The organism is Streptomyces sp. NPDC027189, from assembly GCF_055566975.1.
Map to the genome: position 1 here is coordinate 383,629 of NZ_JBVHRI010000006.1, position 23,707 is coordinate 407,335.

The 23,707-nt window shown below is 70.3% G+C and carries 18 protein-coding genes and 2 pseudogenes; 16 read left to right on the top strand and 4 right to left on the bottom strand.

Going from position 1 to position 23,707, the window contains the following annotated elements; genetic code table 11:
* Nucleotides 1–13: 13 nt before the first annotated feature.
* Nucleotides 14–277, top strand: a pseudogene (locus ACZ4RZ_RS17830) (discoidin domain-containing protein); the annotation flags it as partial.
* An 81-nt stretch (nucleotides 278–358) separates the two neighbouring features.
* Here the strand turns inward: ACZ4RZ_RS17830 and ACZ4RZ_RS17835 are convergent.
* The gene (locus ACZ4RZ_RS17835; protein ID WP_467745560.1) at nucleotides 359–1,402 is read right to left on the bottom strand and encodes a LacI family DNA-binding transcriptional regulator; all 1,044 of its coding nucleotides are present in this window, start codon (nucleotides 1,400–1,402) and stop codon (nucleotides 359–361) included.
* Between the two features lie 221 nt (nucleotides 1,403–1,623).
* Here ACZ4RZ_RS17835 and ACZ4RZ_RS17840 point away from each other — a divergent pair, with 221 nt between their 5' ends.
* The 6 genes from ACZ4RZ_RS17840 to ACZ4RZ_RS17865 are packed head-to-tail and all read left to right on the top strand — an operon-like array spanning nucleotide 1,624 to nucleotide 11,148.
* Entirely contained in the window at nucleotides 1,624–2,913 is a 1,290-nt protein-coding gene (locus tag ACZ4RZ_RS17840) for an ABC transporter substrate-binding protein (protein WP_467745562.1), read from the top strand.
* Nucleotides 2,914–2,919: 6 nt separating this feature from the next.
* The gene (locus ACZ4RZ_RS17845) at nucleotides 2,920–3,870 is read left to right on the top strand and encodes a carbohydrate ABC transporter permease (RefSeq protein ID WP_467745563.1); all 951 of its coding nucleotides are present in this window, start codon (nucleotides 2,920–2,922) and stop codon (nucleotides 3,868–3,870) included.
* Entirely contained in the window at nucleotides 3,867–4,772 is a 906-nt protein-coding gene (locus tag ACZ4RZ_RS17850; protein WP_467745565.1) for a carbohydrate ABC transporter permease, read from the top strand. Before ACZ4RZ_RS17845 ends, ACZ4RZ_RS17850 begins: the two co-directional genes overlap by 4 nt.
* Nucleotides 4,773–4,806: 34 nt before the next feature.
* Nucleotides 4,807–6,039, top strand: a complete 1,233-nt coding sequence (locus ACZ4RZ_RS17855) for a glycoside hydrolase 5 family protein (RefSeq protein WP_467745567.1) — start codon at nucleotides 4,807–4,809, stop codon at nucleotides 6,037–6,039.
* A gap of 55 nt (nucleotides 6,040–6,094) precedes the next feature.
* Nucleotides 6,095–8,101: an endo-beta-N-acetylglucosaminidase gene (locus ACZ4RZ_RS17860; RefSeq protein WP_467745569.1), complete on the top strand. Its 2,007-nt coding sequence runs from the start codon at nucleotides 6,095–6,097 to the stop codon at nucleotides 8,099–8,101.
* Nucleotides 8,102–8,130: 29 nt separating this feature from the next.
* The gene (locus ACZ4RZ_RS17865) at nucleotides 8,131–11,148 is read left to right on the top strand and encodes an alpha-mannosidase (RefSeq protein WP_467745570.1); all 3,018 of its coding nucleotides are present in this window, start codon (nucleotides 8,131–8,133) and stop codon (nucleotides 11,146–11,148) included.
* A gap of 289 nt (nucleotides 11,149–11,437) precedes the next feature.
* On the opposite strand, the gene ACZ4RZ_RS17870 is transcribed toward ACZ4RZ_RS17865, so the two are convergent.
* On the bottom strand, nucleotides 11,438–12,139 hold the full coding sequence (locus tag ACZ4RZ_RS17870) for a FadR/GntR family transcriptional regulator (protein WP_467745572.1): 702 nt from the start codon (nucleotides 12,137–12,139) through the stop codon (nucleotides 11,438–11,440).
* A 194-nt stretch (nucleotides 12,140–12,333) separates the two neighbouring features.
* On the opposite strand from ACZ4RZ_RS17870, the gene ACZ4RZ_RS17875 reads away from it, so the two are divergent.
* From ACZ4RZ_RS17875 to ACZ4RZ_RS17910, 8 genes are read left to right on the top strand one after another with little or no spacing between them, the layout of a single operon-like run.
* Nucleotides 12,334–13,410, top strand: a complete 1,077-nt coding sequence (locus ACZ4RZ_RS17875) for a sugar ABC transporter substrate-binding protein (RefSeq protein ID WP_467745574.1) — start codon at nucleotides 12,334–12,336, stop codon at nucleotides 13,408–13,410.
* The gene (locus tag ACZ4RZ_RS17880) at nucleotides 13,407–14,900 is read left to right on the top strand and encodes a sugar ABC transporter ATP-binding protein (protein WP_467745575.1); all 1,494 of its coding nucleotides are present in this window, start codon (nucleotides 13,407–13,409) and stop codon (nucleotides 14,898–14,900) included. Before ACZ4RZ_RS17875 ends, ACZ4RZ_RS17880 begins: the two co-directional genes overlap by 4 nt.
* Entirely contained in the window at nucleotides 14,893–15,927 is a 1,035-nt protein-coding gene (locus ACZ4RZ_RS17885) for an ABC transporter permease (RefSeq protein ID WP_467745577.1), read from the top strand. The genes ACZ4RZ_RS17880 and ACZ4RZ_RS17885 overlap by 8 nt, the downstream gene beginning before the upstream one ends.
* A 59-nt stretch (nucleotides 15,928–15,986) precedes the next feature.
* Nucleotides 15,987–17,342 carry an L-fuconate dehydratase gene (locus ACZ4RZ_RS17890; protein WP_467745579.1) on the top strand — a complete coding sequence of 452 codons (1,356 nt, stop codon included), beginning with the start codon at nucleotides 15,987–15,989 and terminating at the stop codon, nucleotides 17,340–17,342.
* Nucleotides 17,339–18,112 (top strand): SDR family NAD(P)-dependent oxidoreductase, encoded by a 774-nt coding sequence (locus ACZ4RZ_RS17895; protein WP_467745581.1) that lies wholly within the window; start codon nucleotides 17,339–17,341, stop codon nucleotides 18,110–18,112. Before ACZ4RZ_RS17890 ends, ACZ4RZ_RS17895 begins: the two co-directional genes overlap by 4 nt.
* Nucleotides 18,109–19,095: an aldo/keto reductase gene (locus tag ACZ4RZ_RS17900; RefSeq protein WP_467745583.1), complete on the top strand. Its 987-nt coding sequence runs from the start codon at nucleotides 18,109–18,111 to the stop codon at nucleotides 19,093–19,095. The genes ACZ4RZ_RS17895 and ACZ4RZ_RS17900 overlap by 4 nt, the downstream gene beginning before the upstream one ends.
* Nucleotides 19,092–19,406, top strand: coding sequence for an L-rhamnose mutarotase (locus ACZ4RZ_RS17905; RefSeq protein ID WP_467745585.1), 315 nt, complete (start codon nucleotides 19,092–19,094; stop codon nucleotides 19,404–19,406). The genes ACZ4RZ_RS17900 and ACZ4RZ_RS17905 overlap by 4 nt, the downstream gene beginning before the upstream one ends.
* Nucleotides 19,403–20,242, top strand: a complete 840-nt coding sequence (locus ACZ4RZ_RS17910; RefSeq protein WP_467745586.1) for an amidohydrolase family protein — start codon at nucleotides 19,403–19,405, stop codon at nucleotides 20,240–20,242. The genes ACZ4RZ_RS17905 and ACZ4RZ_RS17910 overlap by 4 nt, the downstream gene beginning before the upstream one ends.
* 115 nt (nucleotides 20,243–20,357) lie before the next feature.
* Here ACZ4RZ_RS17910 and ACZ4RZ_RS17915 read toward each other — a convergent pair.
* Both ACZ4RZ_RS17915 and ACZ4RZ_RS17920 read right to left on the bottom strand, forming a co-directional pair.
* A pseudogene (locus ACZ4RZ_RS17915) lies at nucleotides 20,358–20,744 on the bottom strand (ankyrin repeat domain-containing protein).
* 27 nt (nucleotides 20,745–20,771) lie between these two features.
* Nucleotides 20,772–22,202, bottom strand: a complete 1,431-nt coding sequence (locus tag ACZ4RZ_RS17920; protein ID WP_467745588.1) for a lipase maturation factor family protein — start codon at nucleotides 22,200–22,202, stop codon at nucleotides 20,772–20,774.
* 116 nt (nucleotides 22,203–22,318) lie between these two features.
* Between ACZ4RZ_RS17920 and ACZ4RZ_RS17925 the strand changes: the two genes are divergently transcribed.
* Complete coding sequence (locus tag ACZ4RZ_RS17925) at nucleotides 22,319–23,671, top strand: DUF6777 domain-containing protein (protein ID WP_467745590.1); 1,353 nt, start codon at nucleotides 22,319–22,321, stop codon at nucleotides 23,669–23,671.
* Nucleotides 23,672–23,707 lie beyond the last annotated feature (36 nt).

The following is a 23,707-nucleotide window of genomic DNA, read 5'->3' on the forward strand; positions in this document are numbered from 1 at the left end:
CTCGTCCGTCTTCACCGTCGACCTCGGCACGGAACGGGAGGTGGACCGGATTCGGCTCGCGGAGGACATCCGGCACGGACAGCAGATCGAGGGCTTCGTCGTCGAGGCCTACAGCCGCGGCGCCTGGACACGGGTGTCCGAGGCCGGCACGGTCGGGGCGAGCCGAATCCTGCTGCTGCCGGCGCCCGTGCGGGCGAGGCGGTGGCGGCTTCGGGTGACGCAGACCCGAAGTGAGGCACGGATCGCGGAGTTCGGGCTCTACCGCTCGCGGGTCTGACGCCCAGGAGGAAATACCGGGACGGGCGGCGCCGGGGCGCCGTCGGGGTGGACGTCGGGCGCGACGTCCACCCCTCCCTCGTCAAGCCCCGCAGGGCCCCGTACTGTCCCGCTCGATCAACCGCGGCACCGGCACCTGCACCGTCCGCGCCGGGCCGCCGTCCAGTAGCGCGATCAGCTCCCGTGCCGCCGTGCGGCCGAACTCCACGGTGTCGCGGGAGAGTGCGGACAGCCAGGGCTTGACCATGCGGCACAGAGCGGAGTCCTCCCAGGCCACGACGGACACATCGCCCGGTACGGAGAAGCCCAGTTCCGTCGCGGCGGCGACCCCGGCGACGGCCATCACGTCGTTGTCGTAGACCAGCGCGGTGGGCGGTGTGTCGCTCTCCAGGACGCGGCGCGTGACGGCCGCGCCCTCCGCGTCCGAGTAATCGGTCGGCACCGAGCGCACCTCGGTCAGACCCCGCCGCTCGGCCTCCGCGCGCAGGGTGCGGATCCGGCGCTCGGTGTGGGCGAGGCCCGGCAGGCCCGCGATGTGCACGATCCGGCGGTGGCCGAGCGCGTGGAGCTCGTCCACGACCGCGGCCATCGCGCCCGCGTCGTCCGCCCAGACGACGGACAGTCCGGGATGCCGGGCGTCCGGCGCACCGCCGGTGACCACGGCGGGCAGGCCCAGCTCGTCGAGGAGATCCGGACGCGGATCGTCGACGCGCGGGTCCACGACCATCACGCCGTCCACGCGGTGCTCGGCCCACCAGCGCCGGTAGACCGCGCACTCCGCGTCCACGTCCTCGACCACCTGGAAGAGCAGGCCGAGGTGACGCTCCGCCAGCACCTCCTGAATGCCGGAGATCAGCTGGAGGAAGAACGAGTCCACGCCCAGCGTGTCGGCGGGGCGTGCGACGACCAGACCGACTGTGGCCGCACCCTCGCCGGACAGCTGGCGGGCCGCCGTACTGGGCCGCCAGCCCAGCTGCTCGGCGACCCGGCGGACCCGGTCGCGGGTGACCTCGGAGACTCCGGGCCGGTCGTTGAGCGCGAAGGAGACCGCGCTCTCGGAGACCCCGGCGCGCCGCGCGATGTCCTTCATCGTCGGCCGGCGTGCGGGAGACCGCTTGGCTGGCACGTTGGCTCCCCATTTCTCCGAGCTGAGCACTAATGCGCTTGAGTGATAGAACCCTAAAGCGCATTAGTCATGATCTGCAAGTTCCCTTGGATCTGGCCTTGACCTGCACTAATGCTGTGCGGATTCAATTAGCTGGAACGAATCCATTGACTTTCCGCGAGTGTGGCGGGCAAGGTCGCTGGCGCCATCACTCGCCGACACCGCAAGGGAGCCGTGTCACCGTGCCCATACCCCGCAGAGCACTTGTCGCCGCCGCCGTCGCCCTCGTCCTGCCGCTGAGCGCCTGCGGCTCGGGTGACGACAGCGGCGGCTCGACGGACGCCTCCGGCAAGGTCGAGGGCGACATCACCTTCCAGACCTGGAACCTGAGGGCCAACTTCAAGCCGTACTTCGAGGGCGTGATCGCCGACTTCGAGAAGAAGTACCCGGGCACCCATGTGAAGTGGATCGACCAGCCCGCCGAGGGCTACGCCGACAAGATCAGCGCGGACGCGGCGGGCGGCACCCTGCCGGATGTCGTCAACGTCTCCCCGGACCTGGTCGCGCCACTGGCCAAGGCGGGCCTCGCGCTCGACCTCGACAAGTCGGCCGCGCAGTACAAGAAGGAGTATCTGGACGGCGCCTGGGCCAGCCACCAGATCCCGGGCATGACGGGAACGTACGCCTTCCCCTGGTACCTCAACACCGGCCCGCTCTTCTACAACAAGTCGCTCTTCAAGGAAGCCGGGCTCGACGCCGCCAAGCCGCCGACGACGTACGACGAACTCTTCGCCGACGCCCTGCAGTTGGCGAAGAAGAGCGACGGCAAGGTCGCCACGCTCGCCAACGTGCCCACCATCGAGGACTTCGGCCGCTACGGCGTCGAGCTGATGAACAAGGAAGGCACCGGCTTCGCCTTCAACGACGCCAAGGGGGTCGAACTCCTCACCAAGTACAAGGAGTTGTACGACGCCAAGGCGCTCGACCCGCAGGCGCTGACCGCGACCCCGGAGTCGTCCGGCAAGAAGTTCCTCACCGAGGCCGTCGCCATGAACCCGGGCAGCGCCCTGGACCTCGGCAACTTCAAGAAGCAGGCGCCGAACCTGTACAAGAACATCGGCATCACGGACCAGATCACCAGCACCGGCAAGGTCAACATGTATGTGATGGGCGTGATGGTCAACTCGCGCACCAAGCACACGCCGGCCGCGGTCGCCTTCGCGCACTACGTCACCGACGCCCAGAACCAGATGTCGTTCGCCAAGAAGGTGGCGATCTTCCCGAGCACCGCCGGATCGCTCGACGACCCGTACTTCACCAAGGAGGACGGGACGGATGAGACGCGGGTGCGGATCGCGGCCGCCAAGTCCCTGAAGAACGCGGTCAATTACACGCCGGTCCTGTTCAGCGAGCAGATGAAGACGGCGCTGCGCAACGAGGTCGCCAAGGCGCTGCAGGGCAAGCAAAGCCCCAAGGCGGCTCTTGACAACGCTGTCAAGGCCTGCGACCGGCTCCTCCAGCAGCAGGGCTGATCCGACATGGCGAGTTCCTCCACCGCTGTCGGGGTGAAGCCTCCGTCGGGGGTGCGGCGTCCGTCACGGGCGCCGCAGGCCCTGCGGGTGCGGCGCCATCTGCCCACCAGCCCCTGGCTGTTCGCCGCTCCCGGGCTGGCGATCACCGGCGTCTTCATCCTGTACCCGTTCGTCTCCACGCTGGTCAACGCCTTCACCGACCGCCGGACGCTGATCCCGGGCAAGTTCGTGGGCCTCGCCAACTTCCGCGAGCTGCTGCACGACGACATGTTCTGGATCGGGCTGCGCAACAGCACGCTGTACGTCCTCGGGGTCGTCCCCGCGCTCGTGCTGCTGCCGCTGCTGCTCGCTCTGCTGGTCCAGAAGAACATCCCCGGCATCACCTTCTTCCGGTCGGCCTTCTACACCCCGGTCGTCGCGTCGATCGTCGTGGTCGGGCTCATCTGGGTGTGGCTGCTGGACGAGCGCGGCCTGGTGAACTCGCTGCTGGAGACGATCGGCGTCGGCAGGGTCGGCTTCCTCAGCGACCAGTGGCTGCTCCTGCTGAGCGCCATGGCCGTCACGGTGTGGCGGGGCCTCGGCTACTACATGATCATTTATCTGGCGGCGCTGGCGAACGTGCCGCGCGAGCTGCACGAGGCCGCGATGGTGGATGGCGCGGGCGCGGTGCGCCGCTTCTTCACGGTCACCGTGCCCGCCGTCCGCTCCACGATGGTCCTGGTCGGGGCGCTCTCCTCGGTCTCCGCCTTCAAGGTGTTCTCCGAGGTCTATCTGATGGCGGGCCCGGACGGCGGTCCGGCGGGAGAGGACACCACCCTCGTGATGCTCGTCCAGCGCACCGGCACCGGCCTGACCGGCCGTGTCGGCTACGCCTCCGCCATCTCGGTGGTGGTCTTCGTCGTCACCGTCGTCCTGATGCTGCTGGTGCTGCGCGCCGACCGGAAGGAGGAGGCGTGAGCGTCGCCGAGAAGACACGGCCGGTGGAGCGTCCGGTGGCCGCGCGGGAGCCCCGCATCGCCGACGAGCACGGCCGCCGCATCCGCGCCTGGGAACTCGCCCTGCGCTACCTGCTGTTGCTCGCCGTCCTCGCACTGACGGTCGGACCGTTCCTGTGGCAGCTGTCGACGTCCCTGAAGGGGCCGCACGAGGACATCTTCAGCTCCCCGCCCAAGTTCCTGCCGAGCGAGCCAACTCTGCACAATTACAAGCGAGTTGCGGACACCATTCCGGTGTGGGACTACGCCCTCAACTCGTTGAAGGTCGCCACCGCCAACGTCGTGACGAACTGTCTCGGTTCGGCGCTCGCGGGCTATGCCCTGGCCCGGCTGCGCTACCGCGGCCGACGCGTCGCGACACTCGTCTTCATCCTGGCGATGCTCGTGCCCGCCGAGAGCATCATCATCGCCCAGTTCACGACCATGCGGGAACTCGGTCTGAACAACACGCTGATCGGCGTCGTGCTGCCCGCCTGCATCAGCGCCATGAACGTGCTGCTGATGCGCAACGCCTTCCTCAACCTCCCGTACGAGATCGAAGAGGCCGCCTTCGTGGACGGGGCGAACGCCTGGCAGCGGTTCGTGCGGATCGCGCTGCCGTCGGTGAGGGGCACGCTCGCCGTGGTCGCGATCTTCGCCTTCATGGGCGCCTGGGACGACTTCCTGTGGCCCCTGATCGTGCTCAGCGACCCGTCGAAGTTCACTCTCACCATCGGACTCAACTATCTGCACGGCACCTTCGCCAACGACGAACGGCTCGTCGCCGCGGGCACGATCATCGCCGTGGCTCCGCTGATCGCCCTCTTCGCCTGCCTCCAGCGGTACTTCTTCCGCGGCGTGGGCGAGGGCGCCGTCAAGGGCTGACCCCTCCCGTACTTCTGATTCGCAAGGATCCCGCATGCCCCCTGCCGTGCGCTTCGGCGTCAACTACACCCCCAGCGAAGGGTGGTTCCATCACTGGCTCGACTTCGACCTCGACGCCGTGCGCGCCGATCTCGACTCGATCGCCGCGCTCGGCCTCGACCACGTCCGGGTCTTCCCGCTGTGGCCCTACTTCCAGCCCAACCGCACCCTGATCCGCCCGCGAGCCGTCGAGCAACTCGTCGCACTCGCCGACGCGGCCGCCGAACGCGGGCTCGACGTCAACGTGGACGGACTGCAAGGGCACTTGTCGAGCTTCGACTTCCTGCCCGCGTGGACGCAGACCTGGCACCGGCGGAACATCTTCACCGATCCGGAGGCGGTCGAGGGGGAGGCCGCGTACCTGCGCACCCTCGCCGCGGCGCTCGCCGACCGGCCGAACTTCATCGGCATGACCCTCGGGAACGAGGTCAATCAATTCGCCGCCGGGCCGCACCCCGACCCGGACCGCATCACTCCGGAGCAGGCGGGGGCGTGGCTTCGGCGTCTGCTCGCCGCCTGCGAGGAGGGCGCCCCCGGCAAGCTGCATCTGCATGCCTCGTACGACGCCGCCTGGTACCAGGACGACCAGCCGTTCACGCCCGAGCACTCGGCCCGGCTCGGCGCGGTCACCGCCGTGCACTCGTGGGTGTTCAACGGGACGGCGCAGCGGCACGGCCGTACGGGCGTCGCCACCGAGCACCACGCCGCGTATCTCATCGAGCTGTCCAAGGCCTGGGCGGACGACCCGCACCGTCCGGTCTGGCTCCAGGAGGTCGGCGCCCCCGCCCCCCTGATCCCGGCCGAGCACGCGGCCGCCTTCACGGAGGCGACCGTGGCGAGCGCCCTCGACTGCCCAAACGTGTGGGGCGTCACCTGGTGGTGCTCGCACGACGTCAGCCGGGACCTCGCGGACTTCCCCGAACTCGAGTACAGCCTCGGCCTGTTGACCAGCGACCGGCAGACCAAGCCCGCCGGGGAGGCGATCGCCCGGATCGTCAAGGAGAGCCGGCCCCACGCGCCCGCCGCGCGCACCACCGCGCTGGTCGTCGACACCGAGCCGGGCCGCTCCGTCTGTGCGCCCGGCGGTCCGGTCTTCGAGGCCTTCGCCCGGCTGACCGCCGACGGGGCCCGTCCCACCACCGTTCTCGCGAGCCGCGCCGACGACAAGGAGCACCTAGCGGCCCGGGGCATCACCGAGGTCGTCACCCCTGATCAGGTCACCCAGTGACCGCAGGCACCACCGAAAGCACCGTAGTCCGTCCCCCAACGATACGGAGCACACAGTGAACCTCAGCAGACGCACCGTCCTGCTCACCGGAGCCGGCGTCGCCGCGGGACTCGTCCCCGGCCTGTCGGGTACGGCGGCCGCGGCCACCCGCGACCTGCGGCCGTACGCCTCCTACTGGTACCCCGACTCGCTGCCCTCGGGCACCCCGGGCACCGGCATCACCTGGCGCAGCCTGAAGTCCTGGCGCGCCGAGAGCGACACGGACCTGGCGTTCAACGCGGCGTCCGTGCCGCTCGCCGCGCGCTTCACGCCGACCCCCGCGAACACTACGGCCCGCTCCGGGCAGGCCCGCATCCAGTCCCTGGTCTCCTTCGGCCCCACGTCGAGCAACCCCTCCCAGGGCGCGGCCACGGCCGACTACTACGCCCTCACCCACTGGGCGTACGTCGACGAACTCGTCTTCTGGGGCGGCTCGTCCGGCGAGGGCCTGATCCTCGCGCCGAACGCGCCGATCGTTGACGCGGCCCACCGGCACGGCGTACCCGTCCTCGGCAATGTCTTCCTGCCGCCCGTCGCCTACGGCGGTCAGCTCCAGTGGACCCGCGACCTGGTCCAGCAGGACTCCACCGGGCACTACCCGCTCGCCGCGCAGCTCGTCGCCGTCGCGGCCGCGTACGGCTTCGACGGCTGGTTCATCAACGCCGAGACCGGTGGCGGGAACACCGCGCTCGCCACCGACATGCTCGGCTTCCTCCGCGCATTGAAGTCACTGGGCGCGGCCAAAGGGCAGCGCGTCACCTGGTACGACTCGATGACCGTGAACGGATCGGTGAGCTGGCAGGGAGCGCTGAACAACCAGAACAAGACCTTCTTCCAGGCAGCCGACTCCATGTTCATCGACTTCCGCTGGTCCCAGAGCAGTCTGGCCTCCTCCGGGACGACGGCCCAGCAACTCGGGCGCAGCCGCTACGAGTTGTGGGCGGGCGTCGACGTGGAGGCCAATGGCACGAACGCGTCGGTCAATTGGGACGCCATCGTGCCGACCACCAGGGCCCACGTCACGTCCATCGGCTTCTACCGGCCCGAGTGGACCCGCAACCACCTCCCCTCGAACCGCACGCCCGGCGACTTCCATGCCGCCGACGACAAGTTCTGGACCGGCGCCTCACTCGACCCCGCCAAGCCGGACACATCGGCCAGTTGGCGCGCGCCCGCCGTCTCCGTCGCCGACCGTTCGACGGTCACCTCCGTGCCCTTCGCCAGCTCCTTCAACACGGGCCACGGACTGAAGTGGTACGACAACGGCAGGGTCACCTCTGACACCGCCTGGAACCACCTGGGCCTCCAGGACCGGCTGCCGTCCCGCCGCTGGGTCGTACGGACCACCGGCGGGCGCCCCTCTGTCGGCTTCGACTTCGCCGACGCCTGGCGCGGCGGCAGCAGCCTCCTGGTCGACGGCGCCCTCGACGCGCCGACCACGCTGGACCTGTACGCGACGCGGCTGCCGCTCGGCGCGGACACGGTGGTCGAGCTGACCCACCGTACCGATGCGGGCAAGGCGTTCCTGGAGCTGGCCGTCGCCACTGCCGAGCCGAGCACCGCGGGTGGCGCGCCGCCGTACACGTACTTCCCCGTGACCGCGACCTCCGGCAACGGCTGGCAGACGTCCACCGTCCGGCTCACGGGTCTGTCGGGGAGCGTGCGCGCGATCGGCGTCCGGCTGACCGGCACCACCGGGCCCGTGCGCTGGCGCCTCGGCGGGCTCGCCGTCCGGGACGCGGTGGTGAAGCCCGCCGCACCCACGGACCTGCGCATCACCGACGCCGACGGAGGCAACCTGCGCTTCGCGTGGCAGGGCGCCCCCGGCCCCGTACGCCACTACGAGCTGTACCGGACGCTCCCCGACGGCACCCGCCGCTTCCTCGGCGGCACCTGCCAGCGCGCGTTCTACGTCGGTGGTCTCGCCCCCGAGCAGGGTGAGCCGGTGGCGCGGTTCGAACTGCGCGCGGTGGGGGAGCTGTTCACCGTCTCGACTCCCGCCACGACCACCCACACCTGGTAGCCCGCACCCTCACCCCACGGAGCACTCTCATGCATGACGACCGCACATTGGTCGAAGCCCGCCTCAAGCGCGTCCTCGACGAGCGCATACGCCCCGCCGTGTACCCCGAGTCCGTACCGCTGGACGTGGCGGTGTGGCACGCGCCCGGCGAGCCCGTGCCGGTCGCCGAAGGGCTCGCGGCCGCACCGGAGCCGATCGAGGTGGGCGCGCGCTGGGGTGCTCCGTGGGGGACGAGCTGGTTCCGCGTGACGGGGACCGTGCCGGAGGCCTGGGCGGGCAGGACCGTCGAGGCGCTGCTGGACCTCGGCTTCGACGAGAACATGCCGGGGTTCCAGTGCGAGGGGCTGGTCTACCGGCCCGACGGCACTCCGGTGAAGGGCCTCAACCCGCGCAACCAGTGGGTGCGGATCGGCGCCCCGGTGGAGGGCGGCGAGGAGGTCAGGCTGCACATCGAGGCGGCCTCCAACCCGGTCATCCTGGACTACCACCCCTTCCTGCCCACGCAGTTGGGCGACAAGGAGACGGCGGGCAGTGAGCCGCAGTACCGGTTGGAGCGCATGGACCTCGCGGTCTTCGACGCGACCGTGTGGCAGCTCGTCATCGATCTGGAGGTCCTCGGCGAGCTGATGGCCGAGCTGCCGGTGGAGTCGGCACGGCGCTGGGACATCCTGCGGGCCGTGGAGCGGGCCCTGGACGCGGTGGACCTCCAGGACGTGGGCGGCACGGCGGCCGCGGCCCGCGCGCGGCTGACGGAGGTACTGTCCGTGCCCGCCGTCCCCTCCGCCCACCGCATCAGCGCCGTCGGACACTCGCACATCGACTCGGCGTGGCTGTGGCCGCTGCGCGAGACCGTGCGCAAGGTGGCGCGCACGACCTCCAACATGACCGCCCTGATCGAGGACGAGCCCGACTTCGTCTTCGCCATGTCCCAGGCCCAGCAGTGGGCCTGGGTGAAGGAGCACCGGCCCGAGGTGTGGGCACGGGTGAAGAAGGCGGTGGCCGACGGGCGGTTCGTGCCCGCCGGTGGCATGTGGGTCGAGTCGGACACGAACATGCCGGGCTCGGAAGCGATGGCCCGTCAGTTCGTGCACGGCAAGCGGTTCTTCCTCGACGAGTTCGGCATCGAGAACGACGAGGCCTGGCTGCCCGACACCTTCGGCTTCGCCGCCGGGCTGCCCCAGATCATCAAGGCGGCCGGCTCCAAGTGGCTGCTGACGCAGAAGATCTCGTGGTCGCAGACCAACAAGTTCCCGCACCACACCTTCCAGTGGGAGGGCATCGACGGCACCCGTATCTTCACGCACTTCCCGCCCGTCGACACCTACAACTGCTCCATGAAGGGCAGCGAAATCGCCCACGCGGCGAACAACTTCAAGGACAAGGGCGTCGCCCGGCACTCCCTCGCGCCGACCGGCTGGGGCGACGGAGGCGGCGGCACCACGCGCGAGATGGTCGCCAAGGCGGGCCGGCTCCGCGACCTCGAAGGCTCCGCGACCGTGGTGTGGGAGACCCCCGAGAGGTTCTTCGAGAAGGCGGAGGCCGAATACCCCAACGCGCCCGTGTGGGTCGGCGAGTTGTACCTGGAGCTGCACCGCGCCACGCTCACCAGCCAGGCCAAGACCAAGCAGGGCAACCGGCGCAGCGAACACCTCCTGCGCGAGGCCGAACTGTGGGCGGCGACCGCGACCGTACGGACCGGATTCGCCTATCCGTACGAGGAGTTGGACCGCATCTGGAAGACGGTGCTGCTCCACCAGTTCCACGACATCCTGCCCGGGTCGTCCATCGCCTGGGTGCACCGGGAGGCGCGCAGGACGTACGAGAAGGTCGCCGAGGAACTGGGCGGCATCATTGACGCGGCCCAGCGTGCGCTGGCCGGCGAGGGATCGGCGGCACTGCTGTTCAACTCCGCGCCGCACAGCCGGGAGGGCGTGCCCGCCGGCGGCGCCGGTACGCCCCTGGTCGAGGGCGAGGTCGCGCTCGACCCCCGCGCGAACGGCGGCTACGTCCTCGACAACGGTCTGCTGCGCGTCGAGATCGACACCCGGGGGCTGGTCGTCTCGGCGTACGACCTCGGCGCCGGCCGCGAGACCATCGCACCCGGACAGGCCGCCAACCTGCTGCAGATCCATCCCGACTTCCCGAACATGTGGGACGCCTGGGACGTCGACGAGTTCTACCGCAATACGGTCACCGACCTGGTCGGCGCGGATGAGGTCGTGCCTGGTGAGGACGGCGTGTCGGTCCGGATCGTACGGTCCTTCGGCGCGTCGCGGGTCACCCAGGTGCTGTCGCTCGCGCCGGGCGAGCGACGGCTCGACATCGACACCGAGGTGGACTGGCACGAGACCGAGAAGTTCCTGAAGCTCGCCTTCCCGCTCGACGTGCACGCCGACCGGTACGCGTCCGAGACCCAGTTCGGGCACTTCTACCGGCCGACGCACACCAACACGTCGTGGGAGTCGGCCAAGTTCGAGGCGTGCAACCATCGGTTCGTGCACATCGAGGAGCCCGGCTGGGGTGTCGCCCTGGTCAACGACTCGACGTACGGCCATGACGTCACCCGGAACGTACGCCCCGCTGACTCCGGTACGACCACCACCGTGCGTGTCTCGCTACTGCGCGCCCCGCGCTTTCCCGACCCCGAGACCGACCAGGGCGTCCACCGCTTCCGGCACGCCCTGGTGCCGGGTGCGGCGATCGGCGACGCGGTGCGCGAGGGGTGGCGGATCAATCTGCCGGAACGGCGGGTGACCGGCTCCCGGGAGGTCACCCCGCTGGTGACCGCCGACCAGGACGCGGTCGTCGTGACAGCGGTCAAACTCGCCGACGACGGCAGCGGTGACGTGGTCGTCCGCTTCCACGAGTCCCACGGCGGCCGTACGCGGGCCACGCTCACCGCGGGCTTCGAGATCGCGGCCGTCACGGTGACCGACCTGCTGGAGCGGCCGCTCGCCGGGGCGGCGGCGCCCGGGCGTGACGGCGACCGGGTCACGGTGCCGCTGCGCCCGTTCGAGCTGGTGACGCTCAGGCTGAAGCGCGCCTGAGACACGGCATGCCGCCGCGGGCCCGCGGCGGCATGCCCCCGCCGCGGGCCCGCGGCGGGGGCAACTGCGAGCCCCGAGCCGTCAGCGGTTGCGGGCCCCCTCCGGCGGGCGTAACCGCGAGCCCCGAGCCGTCAGCGGCTGTGATCCCACTACGGCCGGAGCGGCCGTGGGCCTCGGCTTGTGCGGCTGTGGACCCCAAGGCCGGATCGGCTGCGAGCCCAGCACGGCCGGAGCGGCTGCGGCCCCAAGGCCTGAGCGGCTGTGGGCCTGCCCGCCGTGGCGGGAGCACCTACGCCTTGAGCTGGGTCCGCAGCCACTCCTCCACCTCACCCACATGCGCGGCCGCCGCCGCGCGCGCCGCCTCCGGGTCGTGGGCGACCAGCGCCCGGTGGATCGCCGCGTGCTCGCGCCGTGTGCGCTCGAAGGCGCCCTCCTCCTGGTATCCGCGCCAGACGCGGGCCCGGAAGGTGCGTGAGGAGAGGCCCTCCAGGATGGCCGCCATCGTGTCGTTGCCCGCGGCGGCCGCGATCTCTCGGTGGAAGGCCAGGTCGTGCGCGAGGATCTGCTCCGGATCGTCCGTCGCGTTCATCGCCGTCAGATGCTTCTCCACCTCGGCGAGCTGGTCGGGCGTGATCCGCGCGGCGGCCAGCGCGGTCGCCGTCGACTCCAGGATCCGGCGCAGCTCCAGCAGCTCGACCAGGCGTTGGCCGCGCGAGAGATCGGCCACGACACCGAAGGTCTCGAGGAGGTCGCCGGCCTCCAGCTGCGTGACGTAGATGCCCGATCCGTGCCGCGCCTCCAGTACGCCGAGGACCGTGAGCGCACGGATCGCCTCGCGCATCGAACTGCGCGAGATGCCCAGCTGGGCGGCGAGATCACGTTCGGTCGGCAGCCGCTGCCCCGGCTCCAGTCGGCCCTCGCGGATCATCGCCTTGATCCGCTCGATGGCGCGCTGCGTCACGGTGCCCTTCTGCGGGGCCGGCTCGTCCACGCCATTTCCTCCTGTTGTCCGGTGCGCCGCAGTCTAACCACCGGAGTGGTCGGACCACTATGGCTTGGAAGTAGGAAAATTTGGCGTCGGAGGGTGTTGTGTGGGGGAAGTGGTCTGATAAATATTCGTCCCGGTCGGGAGAGAGACCTCCGGCCACGCGTCCTGCTCGATCACGCTCAATGAGGAGCCGTCAGATGGCCGGCAGAACAGTGCGGAACAGGCGAATCTCGTCGCGGGCGGTGCGTGCGGCGGCTGCGGCCGCCTGCGCGACCCTCGTGCTCACGGCATGCGGCAGCACCAAGGACACCGTCGCCTCGGGCGGCGGGGGAGGCGGCGGTACCGGCAAGGTCGGGGTGATCCTGCCCCTGTTGACCTCGCCGTTCTGGCAGTCGTACAACGACTACGTCCCGAAGATGGCGAAGTCCGAGGGTGTGGACGCGCTCAAGACCGTCAACTCCAACAGTGACCCGTCGCAGCAGATCACCGACATCAACAACCAGCTCAACCAGGGCGTGAAGGGCCTCGTCGTGGCCCCCCTGGACAGCGCCGCGATCGCGGCGGGCCTGGACCAGGCCGAGCGCAAGGGCGTGCCCGTGGTCGCCGTCGACGTGGCTCCCGACAAGGGCAAGGTCGCCATGGTCGTACGGGCCAACAACGTCGCGTACGGCGAGAAGGCCTGCGAGTACCTCGGCAAGCAGATCAGCTCCGGCAAGGTCGTGCAGATCATGGGCGACCTGGCGTCCGTCAACGGCCGTGAGCGCTCGGAGGCCTTCCGCTCCTGCGTGAAGAAGAACTACCCGAAGCTGAAGGTCCTGGAGATCCCCGCCAAGTGGGAGTCCGACACCGCGGCCTCCAAGCTGGACACCCTCCTGAACGCCAACCCCGACATCAAGGGCATCTACATGCAGGCGGGCGGCGTCTACCTCGCGCCCACCCTGCAGACCCTCAAGTCCAAGGGCATGCTGAAGAAGACCGGCCAGGCGGGCCACATCACGATCGTCTCGAACGACGGCATCCCGCAGGAGTTCGACGCCATCCGCAAGGGCGAGATCGACGCCACCGTCTCGCAGCCCGCCGACGCCTACGCCAAGTACGGCATGTACTACATCAAGGCCGCGATGCAGGGGAAGACGTTCAAGCCCGGCCCGACCGACCACGACTCCGAGATCGTCAAGCTGCCCAGCGGCATCCTGGAGGACCAGCTGCCCGCGCCGCTGGTGACCAAGGACAACGTGGACGACTCCAAGCTCTGGGGCAACACGGTCAAATGAGTACACCACTGGTGGAGGCGCGGGGGGTGGCCAAGCGATACGGCCCCACCGTCGCCCTCCAAGACGGCCGACTCACCGTCCTGCCGGGCGAGTCGCACGCCCTCGTCGGCCGCAACGGCGCGGGCAAGTCCACCCTCGTCACCATCCTCACCGGCCTCCAGGCCCCCGACGAGGGCACGGTCCGCTTCGACGGCGAGCCCGCGCCCGCGCTCACCGACCGCGACGCCTGGCGCCGCAAGGTGGCCTGCGTCTACCAGAAGCCCACCGTCGTGCCGGAGTTGACGGTCGCCGAAAACCTCTTCATCAACCGGCAGCCGGTGGGCCGGGGCGGCTTCATCAGCTGGCGCCGGCTGAAGTCCGGGGCGGCCGAGGTCCTGGAGACCTGGGACGTGCGGGTCGACCCGGACGCGCGGACCGCCGACCTCAAGGTCGAGGACCGTCAAATGGTCGAGATCGCCCGGGCGTTGAGTTTCGGCGCCCGGTTCATCGTCCTCGACGAGCCGACCGCGCAGCTCGACAACCGTGAGATCGAGCGGCTCTTCACCCGTATGCGCGCACTCCAGGAATCCGGCGTCACCTTCCTGTTCATCTCGCACCACCTCCAGGAGGTGTACGAGGTGTGCCAGACGGTGACAGTGCTGCGCGACGCCCGCTGGATCACCACCGCGCCGGTCGCCGATCTTCCGCGCCCGGCGCTGGTGGAGGCCATGGCGGGGGAGTCGATCGCCGAGCACACGGCCACGCGCGCGTCCGTGGCCGCGGACGCGCCGGTGCTGCTCGACGTCGACGGACTGACCTCGGACGCGTACGACGGCATCGACCTCACCGTCCGCCGCGGCGAGGTCGTCGGTCTCGCCGGCTCCAGCGGCAGCGGCAAGATCGAGCTGGCCGAGTCGTTCGCCGGACTGCACACGCCGACCGGCGGTACCGCCCGGCTCGACGGCGAGCGGCTCCCGTTCGGCGATGTGCAGGCCGCGCTCAAGGCGGGCGTCGGCTGTGTTCCGCGCGACCGGCACGACCAGGGTCTCGTCTCCGCGATGAGCATCGGCGACAACGCCACCATGAGCGTCCTGAACCGGCTCGGCAGCTACGGGTTCATCGGCACCGACCGCAAACGCGGCTTCGCCACCGACCTGATCGAGCGCCTCGACATCCACACCGAGGGCCCCGAGCAGCCGGTCTCCGACCTGTCCGGAGGCAATGCGCAGAAGGTCGTCATGGCGCGCGCCCTCGCCTCGGATCCCCGCCTTCTCGTCCTCATCAACCCCACCGCGGGCGTCGACGTGAAGTCCAAGGAATCCCTGCTCTCCCGCATGGACAGCGCCCGCGAGGACGGCACAGCCGTGCTGGTCGTCTCCGACGAACTCGACGACCTGCGCCGCTGCGACCGGGTCCTCGTCCTCTTCCACGGCCGCGTCGTCGCCGAGCACCCGGCGGGCTGGCACGACCACGAGCTGATCGCCTCCATCGAAGGAGTGGACCATGGCTGACACGAAGGCCCCGTCGGCCTCGACACCCACCTCCGTGCGCGCGCCCGACGCGCGTGCCGCCAAGACCGTGCTGCTCCGCCGGGCCCGCGAACTCGCCCTCGTACCAGCCCTGTTGGTGCTCCTGGTGCTGGGCGCGATCGTCAACGACTCGTTCCTCACCGAGCGGAACCTGATCTCCATCCTGGGCGCCTCGGCGGCACTTGCCATGGTGGTCCTCGCCGAGGCGCTGGTGCTGATCACCGGCAAGATCGATCTGTCGCTGGAGTCGGTGGTCGGCATTGCGCCCGCCGTCGGCGCGCTGCTGGTCCTGCCCGCCGCGCAGTCCGGCTGGGGCACGGAATGGCCGGCCGCGCTCGCTCTCCTCGCGATCCTCGTCGTGGGCGGTGTCATCGGTGCCTTCAACGGCATCCTCGTGGTGAAGTTCAAGCTCAACGCCTTCATCGTCACCCTCGCCATGCTGATCGTGCTGCGCGGGCTGCTGGTCGGCGCCACCAAGGGCAAGACTCTGTTCGGCATGCCCGACGCGTTCTTCTCGCTGGCCACCACCACCTTCCTGCGCGTCCCGCTGTCGGTGTGGCTGGCCGCGGTCGCCTTCGGTGTCGCCGGGCTGATCCTCAAGTACCACCGGATCGGCCGCGCCCTGTACGCGATCGGCGGCAACGCGGAGGCCGCCCGCGCGGCAGGTATCCGTGTCGACCGTGTGGTGCTCGGGGTGTCCGTCGTCGCGGGCGTCCTCGCCTCCGTCGGCGGGATCATGCAGACCGGCTACGTCGGCGCCATCAGCGCCAACCAGGGCAACAACATGATCTTCACGGTGATGGCGGCGGCGGTCATCGGCGGCATCAGCCTCGACGGCGGCAAGGGCACCATGTTCGGCGCCCTCACCGGTGTGCTGCTGCTCGGCGTCGTACAGAACCTGCTCACGCTGGCCCAGGTGCCGTCCTTCTGGATCCAGGCCATCTACGGCGGAATCATCCTGGTCGCCCTGATGATCGCCCGTGTGACCACCGGCCGCGCCCAGGACTGACCTTCCTTCGACCTCGTACGGACGCTTCCGTACCCCTGTCCCGGACCGAAAGGCCTCCCGTGTCCCCAACCGCCGCCCGCATCACCGCGGTCGACACCTACGACATCCGCTTCCCCACCTCGCGCGAGCTCGACGGCTCCGACGCGATGAACCCGGACCCCGACTACTCGGCGGCCTACGTCGTGCTGCGCACCGACGCCGCCGACTTCCCCGAGGGGCACGGCTTCACCTTCACCATCGGGCGGGGCAATGATGTCCAGGTGGCCGCGATCGACGCGCTGCGGGGGCACGTGCTCGGACGGTCCGTCGACGAGCTGTGCGCCGACCCGGGCTCCCTCGGCCGTGACCTGATCGGCGACAGCCAGCTGCGCTGGCTCGGACCCGAGAAGGGCGTGATGCACATGGCGATCGGCGCGGTCGTCAACGCCGTGTGGGATCTGGCCGCCAAACGCGCGCACAAGCCGCTGTGGCAGTTGCTCGCCGACGCCGAGCCGGAATGGCTGGTGCGCCAGGTCGACTTCCGCTACATCACGGACGCGCTCACGCCGGACGAGGCGCTGGACCTGCTGCGGCGGGGCAAGGAGGGGGCCACCGAACGCGCCGCGACCCTGAGGACCAAGGGCTTCCCGGCGTACACCACCTCGCCCGGCTGGCTCGGCTACAGCGACGAGAAACTCACCCGTCTCGCCGCCGAGGCCGTCGCCGACGGCTTCAGACAGATCAAGCTGAAGGTGGGCGCGGACCTGGCGGACGACGTACGCCGCTGCCGTGTCGCCCGCTCCGTGGTCGGCCCGGAGATCCGCATCGCCATCGACGCCAACCAGCGCTGGAACGTCGACGAAGCGATCACCTGGACGAAGGCGCTCGCCGAGTTCCGGCCCTACTGGATCGAGGAGCCGACGAGCCCGGACGACGTCCTCGGCCACGCCACCGTCCGCAAAGCCGTCGCCCCGGTCAAGGTCGCCACCGGCGAGCACGTGCAGAACCGCATCATCTTCAAGCAGCTGCTCCAGGCCGGCGCGATCGACGTCCTGCAGATCGACGCGGCCCGTGTCGGCGGCGTCAACGAGAACCTCGCCATCCTGCTGCTCGCGGCCAAGTTCGGCGTGCCCGTCTGCCCGCACGCCGGCGGCGTCGGGCTGTGCGAACTCGTCCAGCACCTCTCGATGTTCGACTTCGTGGCGCTGTCCGGCACCACCGAAGACCGGGTCATCGAATACGTCGATCATCTGCACGACCACTTCCGCGACCCGGTGGTGATCCGCGAGGGTCACTACATGGCACCCTCCACACCGGGCTTCTCGTCGACCATGCGGCCCGAGTCCATCGCGGAGTTCACCTACCCCGGCGGCACCTTCTGGGCCGCCGACCTCGCCCAGCAGGCACTCACCGACCAGAAGGGGGAAGCGGCATGACGGACGCTCAGGGCGCTCAGGACTTCGAGGGACTCAAGGCGCTGGTGACCGGCGGCGCCTCCGGTATCGGCCGGGCCACCGCCGACCTCCTCGCCGCGCGCGGCGCGCAGGTCGCCGTCCTCGACCTCGACCCTTCGTCGGTCGAGAAGCCGCTGCTCGGCTATCGCGCCGACGTCACCGACGACGCGTCCGTGCGCTCGGCGGTGGCCGCGGCGGTGGCTGACCTCGGCGGTCTCGACGTACTGATCAACAACGCGGGCATCGGCGCCCAGGGCACCGTGGAGGACAACGACGACGAGCAGTGGCACCGGGTCCTGGACGTCAATGTCCTCGGCATGGTCCGTACGGCTCGCGCGGCCCTGCCGCATCTGCGCGATTCCGCGCACGCGGCCATGGTGAACACCTGCTCCATCGCCGCCACGGCGGGCCTGCCCCAGCGTGCCCTGTACTCGGCTTCCAAGGGCGCCGTCCTCTCCCTGACCCTCGCCATGGCCGCCGACCACGTCCGCGAGGGCATCCGCGTGAACTGCGTCAACCCCGGCACGGTCGACACGCCCTGGGTCGGCCGCCTGCTCGACGCGGCCCCGGACCCGGCCGCCGAACGCGCCGCGCTGGAGGCCCGCCAGCCCACCGGCCGCCTGGTCTCGGCAGCCGAAGTCGCGGGCGCCATCGCCTACTTGGCGAGCCCGCTGTCCGGCGCGACCACGGGCACGGCGCTCGCCGTCGACGGCGGCATGCAGGGACTGCGACTGCGCCCGGTGGGCCAGTGAGCACGCTCGGCAGAAGTGGCGTCGAGGTCAGCGAGCTGTCCTTCGGCGGCGCGGGCATCGGAAACCTGTTCACCGCGATCACCGACGAGCAGGCGTACGAGGCGGTCGATGCGGCCTGGGCCGGCGGCATCCGCTACTTCGACACCGCGCCGCACTACGGCATCGGCCTCTCCGAGCGGCGCCTCGGCGAGGCCCTGCGTGCGCGGCCCCGCGCCGAGTACACCGTCTCCACCAAGGTGGGCCGCCTCCTGGAGCCCACGGACGCGGGCGGCGACGACCTGGCCGACGGCTTCGCGGTGCCCGCCACGCACCGCCGTGTCTGGGACTTCAGCGCGGACGGCGTACGACGAAGCCTGGACGCCAGCCTCGAACGGCTCGGCCTCGACCGGGTGGACGTCGTCTACCTGCACGACCCGGACGACCACGCCGAGCAGGCCTTCCGGGAGGGCTACCCCGCCCTGGAGAAGCTGCGCGCGGAAGGGGTGATCGGCGCGATCGGCGCGGGCATGAACCAGGCCGAGATGCTCACCCGCTTCGTCCGCGAGACGGACGTCGACGCGGTGCTGTGCGCGGGGCGCTACACACTGCTCGACCACCGGGCGCTGACCGAGCTGCTGCCCGACGCCCAGGAGCGCGGCACCTCCGTCGTGATCGGCGGCGCCTTCAACTCCGGGCTGCTGGCCGACCCAAGGCCCGGAGCGACGTACAACTACACCGCCGCGCCGACCGATTTGCTCGATCGGGCCCTGCGTCTGAAGACCGTCGCCGAGCGGCACGGCACCACGCTGCGCGCCGCCGCCCTGACCTTCCCGGCCGCCCATCCGGCCGTCGCGAGCGTGCTGGTCGGCGCCCGCTCGGCGGACGAAGTCCGCGACTGCGTACGGCAGTTCGCGACGCCGGTGCCCGTGGAGTTCTGGGTGGAACTGCTCGCGGAAGGACTGCTGCCCGCCACTGCCCCCGTACCCGTACAGGAGCCGTCATGAGAGTCGCGCTGCACACCAAGCTCCGCGCGGACCGCGTCGCCGAGTACGAGGCCGCGCACCGCGAGGTCCCGGCCGAGCTGACCGCCGCGATCCGCGCGGCCGGCGCCACCTCCTGGACGATCTGGCGCAGCGGGACCGATCTCTTCCACGTCCTGGAGTGCGAGGACTACGGGCGGATGCTCGCCGAACTGGAGAAACTGCCGGTCAACATCGCCTGGCAGGCCCGCATGGCCGAACTCCTCGACGTCGTCCACGACTACTCCGACGAGGGCGCGGACGCCGGTCTGCCGGTCGTGTGGGAGCTGCCGTGAGCGTGGACGCGCACCACCATGTGTGGGACCTCTCCGTCCGCGACCAGGACTGGATCACCGGGCCCGAACTCCGGCCCCTGCGGCGGAACTTCACCCTCGCGGATCTGGAACCGCGGGCCCGGGAAGCAGGGTTCGACCGCACGGTCCTGGTGCAGACGATCACCGTCCCGGAGGAGACCCCCGAGTTCCTCGCCCTCGCGGCGGAGAGCGAGCTGGTGGCGGCAGTGGTGGGGTGGACCGACCTGACCCGCCCGGACGTGGCCGACGAGCTGGCACGGCTGCGGGAGCTGCCGGGCGGCGCGTACCTCAAGGGCATCCGCCACCAGGTCCAGGGCGAGCCCGACCCCGAGTGGCTGCTGCGCCCGGACGTACGCCGGGGGCTTGCCGCCGTGGCCGAGGCAGGGCTCGTCTACGACTTGGTCGTCGTGCCGCGCCAGCTCCCGGCCTGCGCCAAGGCCGCCGCCGCCCTGCCCGAACTCACCTTCGTCCTCGACCACTTGGGCAAGCCGCCGATTGCCTCGGGCGAAATCGAACCGTGGGCGTCGGACGTCCGGGCGCTCGCCGCACTCCCCAACACCGTGTGCAAACTCTCGGGCCTGGTCACCGAGGCCGACCCCGTCGCCTGGACGACCGACACACTGCGCCCGTACGCCGACACGGCCCTGGAGGCCTTCGGCCCCGGCCGTCTGATGTTCGGCTCGGACTGGCCGGTGTGCACGCTGGCGGCGACGTACGGCCAAGTTGTCGGCACGGCCGAGGAGTTGACGGCCGGTCTCGGTGGCACCGAGAGGGATGCCGTTTTCTCCGGCACCGCCACCCGCGTCTACGGCCTCTGACACACTCGGCTCCCTGCTACGGCTTCTGTGCCTCGGGGACCCGACTGGAGCCTGTTGTGAAGGTGGCTCTTGAGGTCCATTGTGCCCATGGGTTCCGTGATGGCGAACGGTGGTGCTACGTGGTTTCCCCGCGGGGCGTCGCGCCCGCGCTGATGAGGAGATCGGCAGTTTCAGGATGAGGGCCGTTGAGTGCCCAGTCCAGTGGGGACCAGCCTGTGCCGTGATCCTCGCGGATTTTCGGTTCGGCGCCGTGCGCCAACAGTTCGCGCACTGTCTCGGTGTGCCCTCAGCATGCGGCTGCGCACAGGGGTGTGCCGTCCGTGCCGAGTCCGCTGCTCTCGGTGTCAGGGGAGGCTCCGGCCGCCAGGAGCAGGCGGGCGATCTCGGCTTCCCCGTTCACGGATGCCTCAAAGAGAGGGGTGGTGCGCTCGCTGTCGGCTCGTTCTGGGTCGGCCCCAGCCCTCAGAACCGCCTTGACGCGGGCGGTGTCACCCACCGGAATTGATTCGAAGAGATGATGGGAGAGCTTCTAGTACGGAATGCGACGCTCGTCGGCCGTCTCCAGTCGTGTCGGCGGCAGGAAGTCGCGTACGTACGTCCGGTGCCAGCACGCGCCCGTCTCCCGCAGTTCGCGCCAGGTCGTGTACCGGTAGTGGAAGAGACGCGCGCGGACGTAGTGCGGTGGGGTGTCGGCGGGGAACGGGGAGCGGCGCAGCAGTCGCAGCGTGTCGCGGTCGTTCTCCAGGAGCCGTTCCACCAGACCCGTGAACCACGAACCGGCGTAGGCCGGGGAGAGTGCCACGAACCACATCAGCCAGTCGAGTCGCAGGTGGTACGGCGCGAACTGGCGCGGCCAGTACCGTGGATCGCCCGGCTTGCCCTTGAACTCGTACTCCCGCCACTCCGATTCCTCGTACGGCATGGCGTCCGCCGTGCCCTCGAGGATCACCTCGTAGCGCACTCGGCTGACGCTGCCGAACGCCCCGTAGGTGTTCACCAGGTGGAGCGGGTCGAAGGAGCGGTTCATGACCTGGCGCCGGGAGAGCAGATTGCGCGCCGGGCGGTAGCTGAGGGCCAGCAGGCCCGTGGCCACGGCGAGGACCAGGACCGCGTACCAGAGCGGTGGGCCGGCCACGTGCGGGGGAGCGGTGGGGATCTCGACCGCCGACAGGGCCACCACGATGGTGATCCAGTTCAGCCAGGAGAAGTTGCCGGACAGGACCAGCCACAGCTGGGTGAGGATCATCAGCGAGGCGGCGGCCGTCGCGATCGGCTGCGGGGTGAACAGCATGATCGGCACAACGAGTTGGGTGACGTGGTTGGCGGCCACCTCCACCCGGTGGAACGGCTTGGGGAGACGGTGGAAGAACCAGCTCAGCGGGCCCGGCATCGGCTGTGTCTCGTGGTGGTAGTACAGGCAGGTCAGCTTCCGCCAGCACGCGTCGCCCCGCATCTTGATCATCCCGGCGCCGAACTCGACGCGGAACAGGACCCAGCGCAACAGGAAGAGGACGACGATCGGCGGGGCCACCTCGTCGTTGCCGAGGAAGACCGCGAGGAAGCCCACCTCCAGGAGCAGGGACTCCCAGCCGAACGAGTACCAGGTCTGGCCGACGTTGACGATCGACAGATACAGCGCCCACGGAACGAGCCACAGCAACATCCCGCCCCAGAGCGGCAGTTGCGAGTCCAGGCCCGCGATCAGCGCCACCGACACCGCACAGCCCGTCCATGCCCAGGCCGCGAAGAAGCGGTCCGAGTAGCGCAGATGGAACACGCTCGGCGCGTAACGGAACGGCACGCGCTCCACGAAGCGGGGGACCGGCAGCATCCCGCGCTCCCCCATCAACGCGCGGAACTGCAGCGCCGCGCCCAGGAACGCGACGAGGTACACGACGGCCAGCGCCCGTTGGAAGACCAACCGGCTCAGCCAGTACTCGGGGGCGGTGAACCACTCCACGGCAGTGCTCCTCTCCCTCCCATTGTGACGCAGGGTGACCACCTCCGCTTGCGTAAGCCAACTGGGCGACGCAGACAATAGTGGACGAATTACCCGGGATGAACGGGAGAACAGTGGTGCGCATACCCGCCAGAACAGTGGTGCACATACCCGCCAGAACCCTCGTCACGGCCTGCGTGCTCTCGGCGGCGCTCCTCGTCGCCGGGTGCGGCGGCGACAACAACAAGGGCCAGGTGGCGTCCGGCGGATCGGGCGGCGAGGTCTTCCTCCAGCCCGTCGCGGCGAAGGGGCCCGACCCCTTCACCGACTCCACGACGACCGCGCCGCCCGTCACCCGAATGCCGCAGCCGAAGTCCACAGGGAACGGCTCCGCCGCGCAGGGACTGCGCTCCATCTCGGGCTCCACGCCGGGCCTCTACGGCGGCACCCAGAACGTCGGCAGCTGCGACGTGGACAAGCAGATCCGGTTTCTCGCCGCGGACCGGGGCAAGGCCCGCGCCTTCGCCCAGGTCTCGGGCATCTCCCAGGCCTCCATCCCGGACTACCTGCACGGTCTGACCTCGGTCGTGCTGCGCGCCGACACGCGGGTCACGAACCACGGGTTCAGCAACGGACGGGCGACCAGCTATCAGTCCGTGCTCCAGGCGGGCACCGCGGTCCTCGTCGACAACCGGGGCCTGCCCCGCGTCCGCTGCGCCTGCGGCAACCCGCTGAACCGGCCCGCCGCGCTCCAGGGAAACCCGGGTACTCAGGGCCGGCCCTGGTCCGGATATCAGTCCACCCAGGTCGTCGTGGTGACCCCGGCGCCCACCGATATCACCAACATCACGATCATCAACATCGCCGACAACACCTGGATCGAGCGCAGGATCGGCGACGACGGCCACCACGACCACGCCGTACCGCCGTCCGACGACTGGACACGGCCCCAGAAGCCGGACGACCCGCGGCCCAGCGCCTCGCCGACCGGGAAGAGCCCCCGGCTCCACGAATCGGATCCTGACTGCGTCACGCCCACGGAGACGGTGACCCTCACGCCGGGAGCGACCGAGACCGCCCCGGGCGCGACCGACGACTCCGAGGCCCCGCTGTTCGACGCGGCGAGGCTCAGGCCGTCGGCCGACGCTTCGGGAGACCCGGCGGCACAGCACTCGGACTGCCCCACGGACACCGCCACGGCCCCGCCGACGACGGCGCCCGAGAGCACACCGGCCCCCTCGGGCCGGACTCCGTCGGGCGAGAGCACCGTTCCGGAGACGCGCACGGCCGCACCTGACCCGTCCGCGTCCGAGGAGCCCGCGTCGCCGTCCGCCCCGTCGAGCGAGTCGAGCGGCACGGGGAGCGAGGACATCGGCCCCGACACCGTCCCGGACAGCCCCGACGTACCCGATGGCGGCGGTCTGATCCCCGACGAGTCGTCGGCCCCGGACAGCATCTTCGACGCCCCGACCGACGTCTTCGACAGTTGAGCCCCGGAATGGCGGGGGGAGCCCGGATACGGGCTC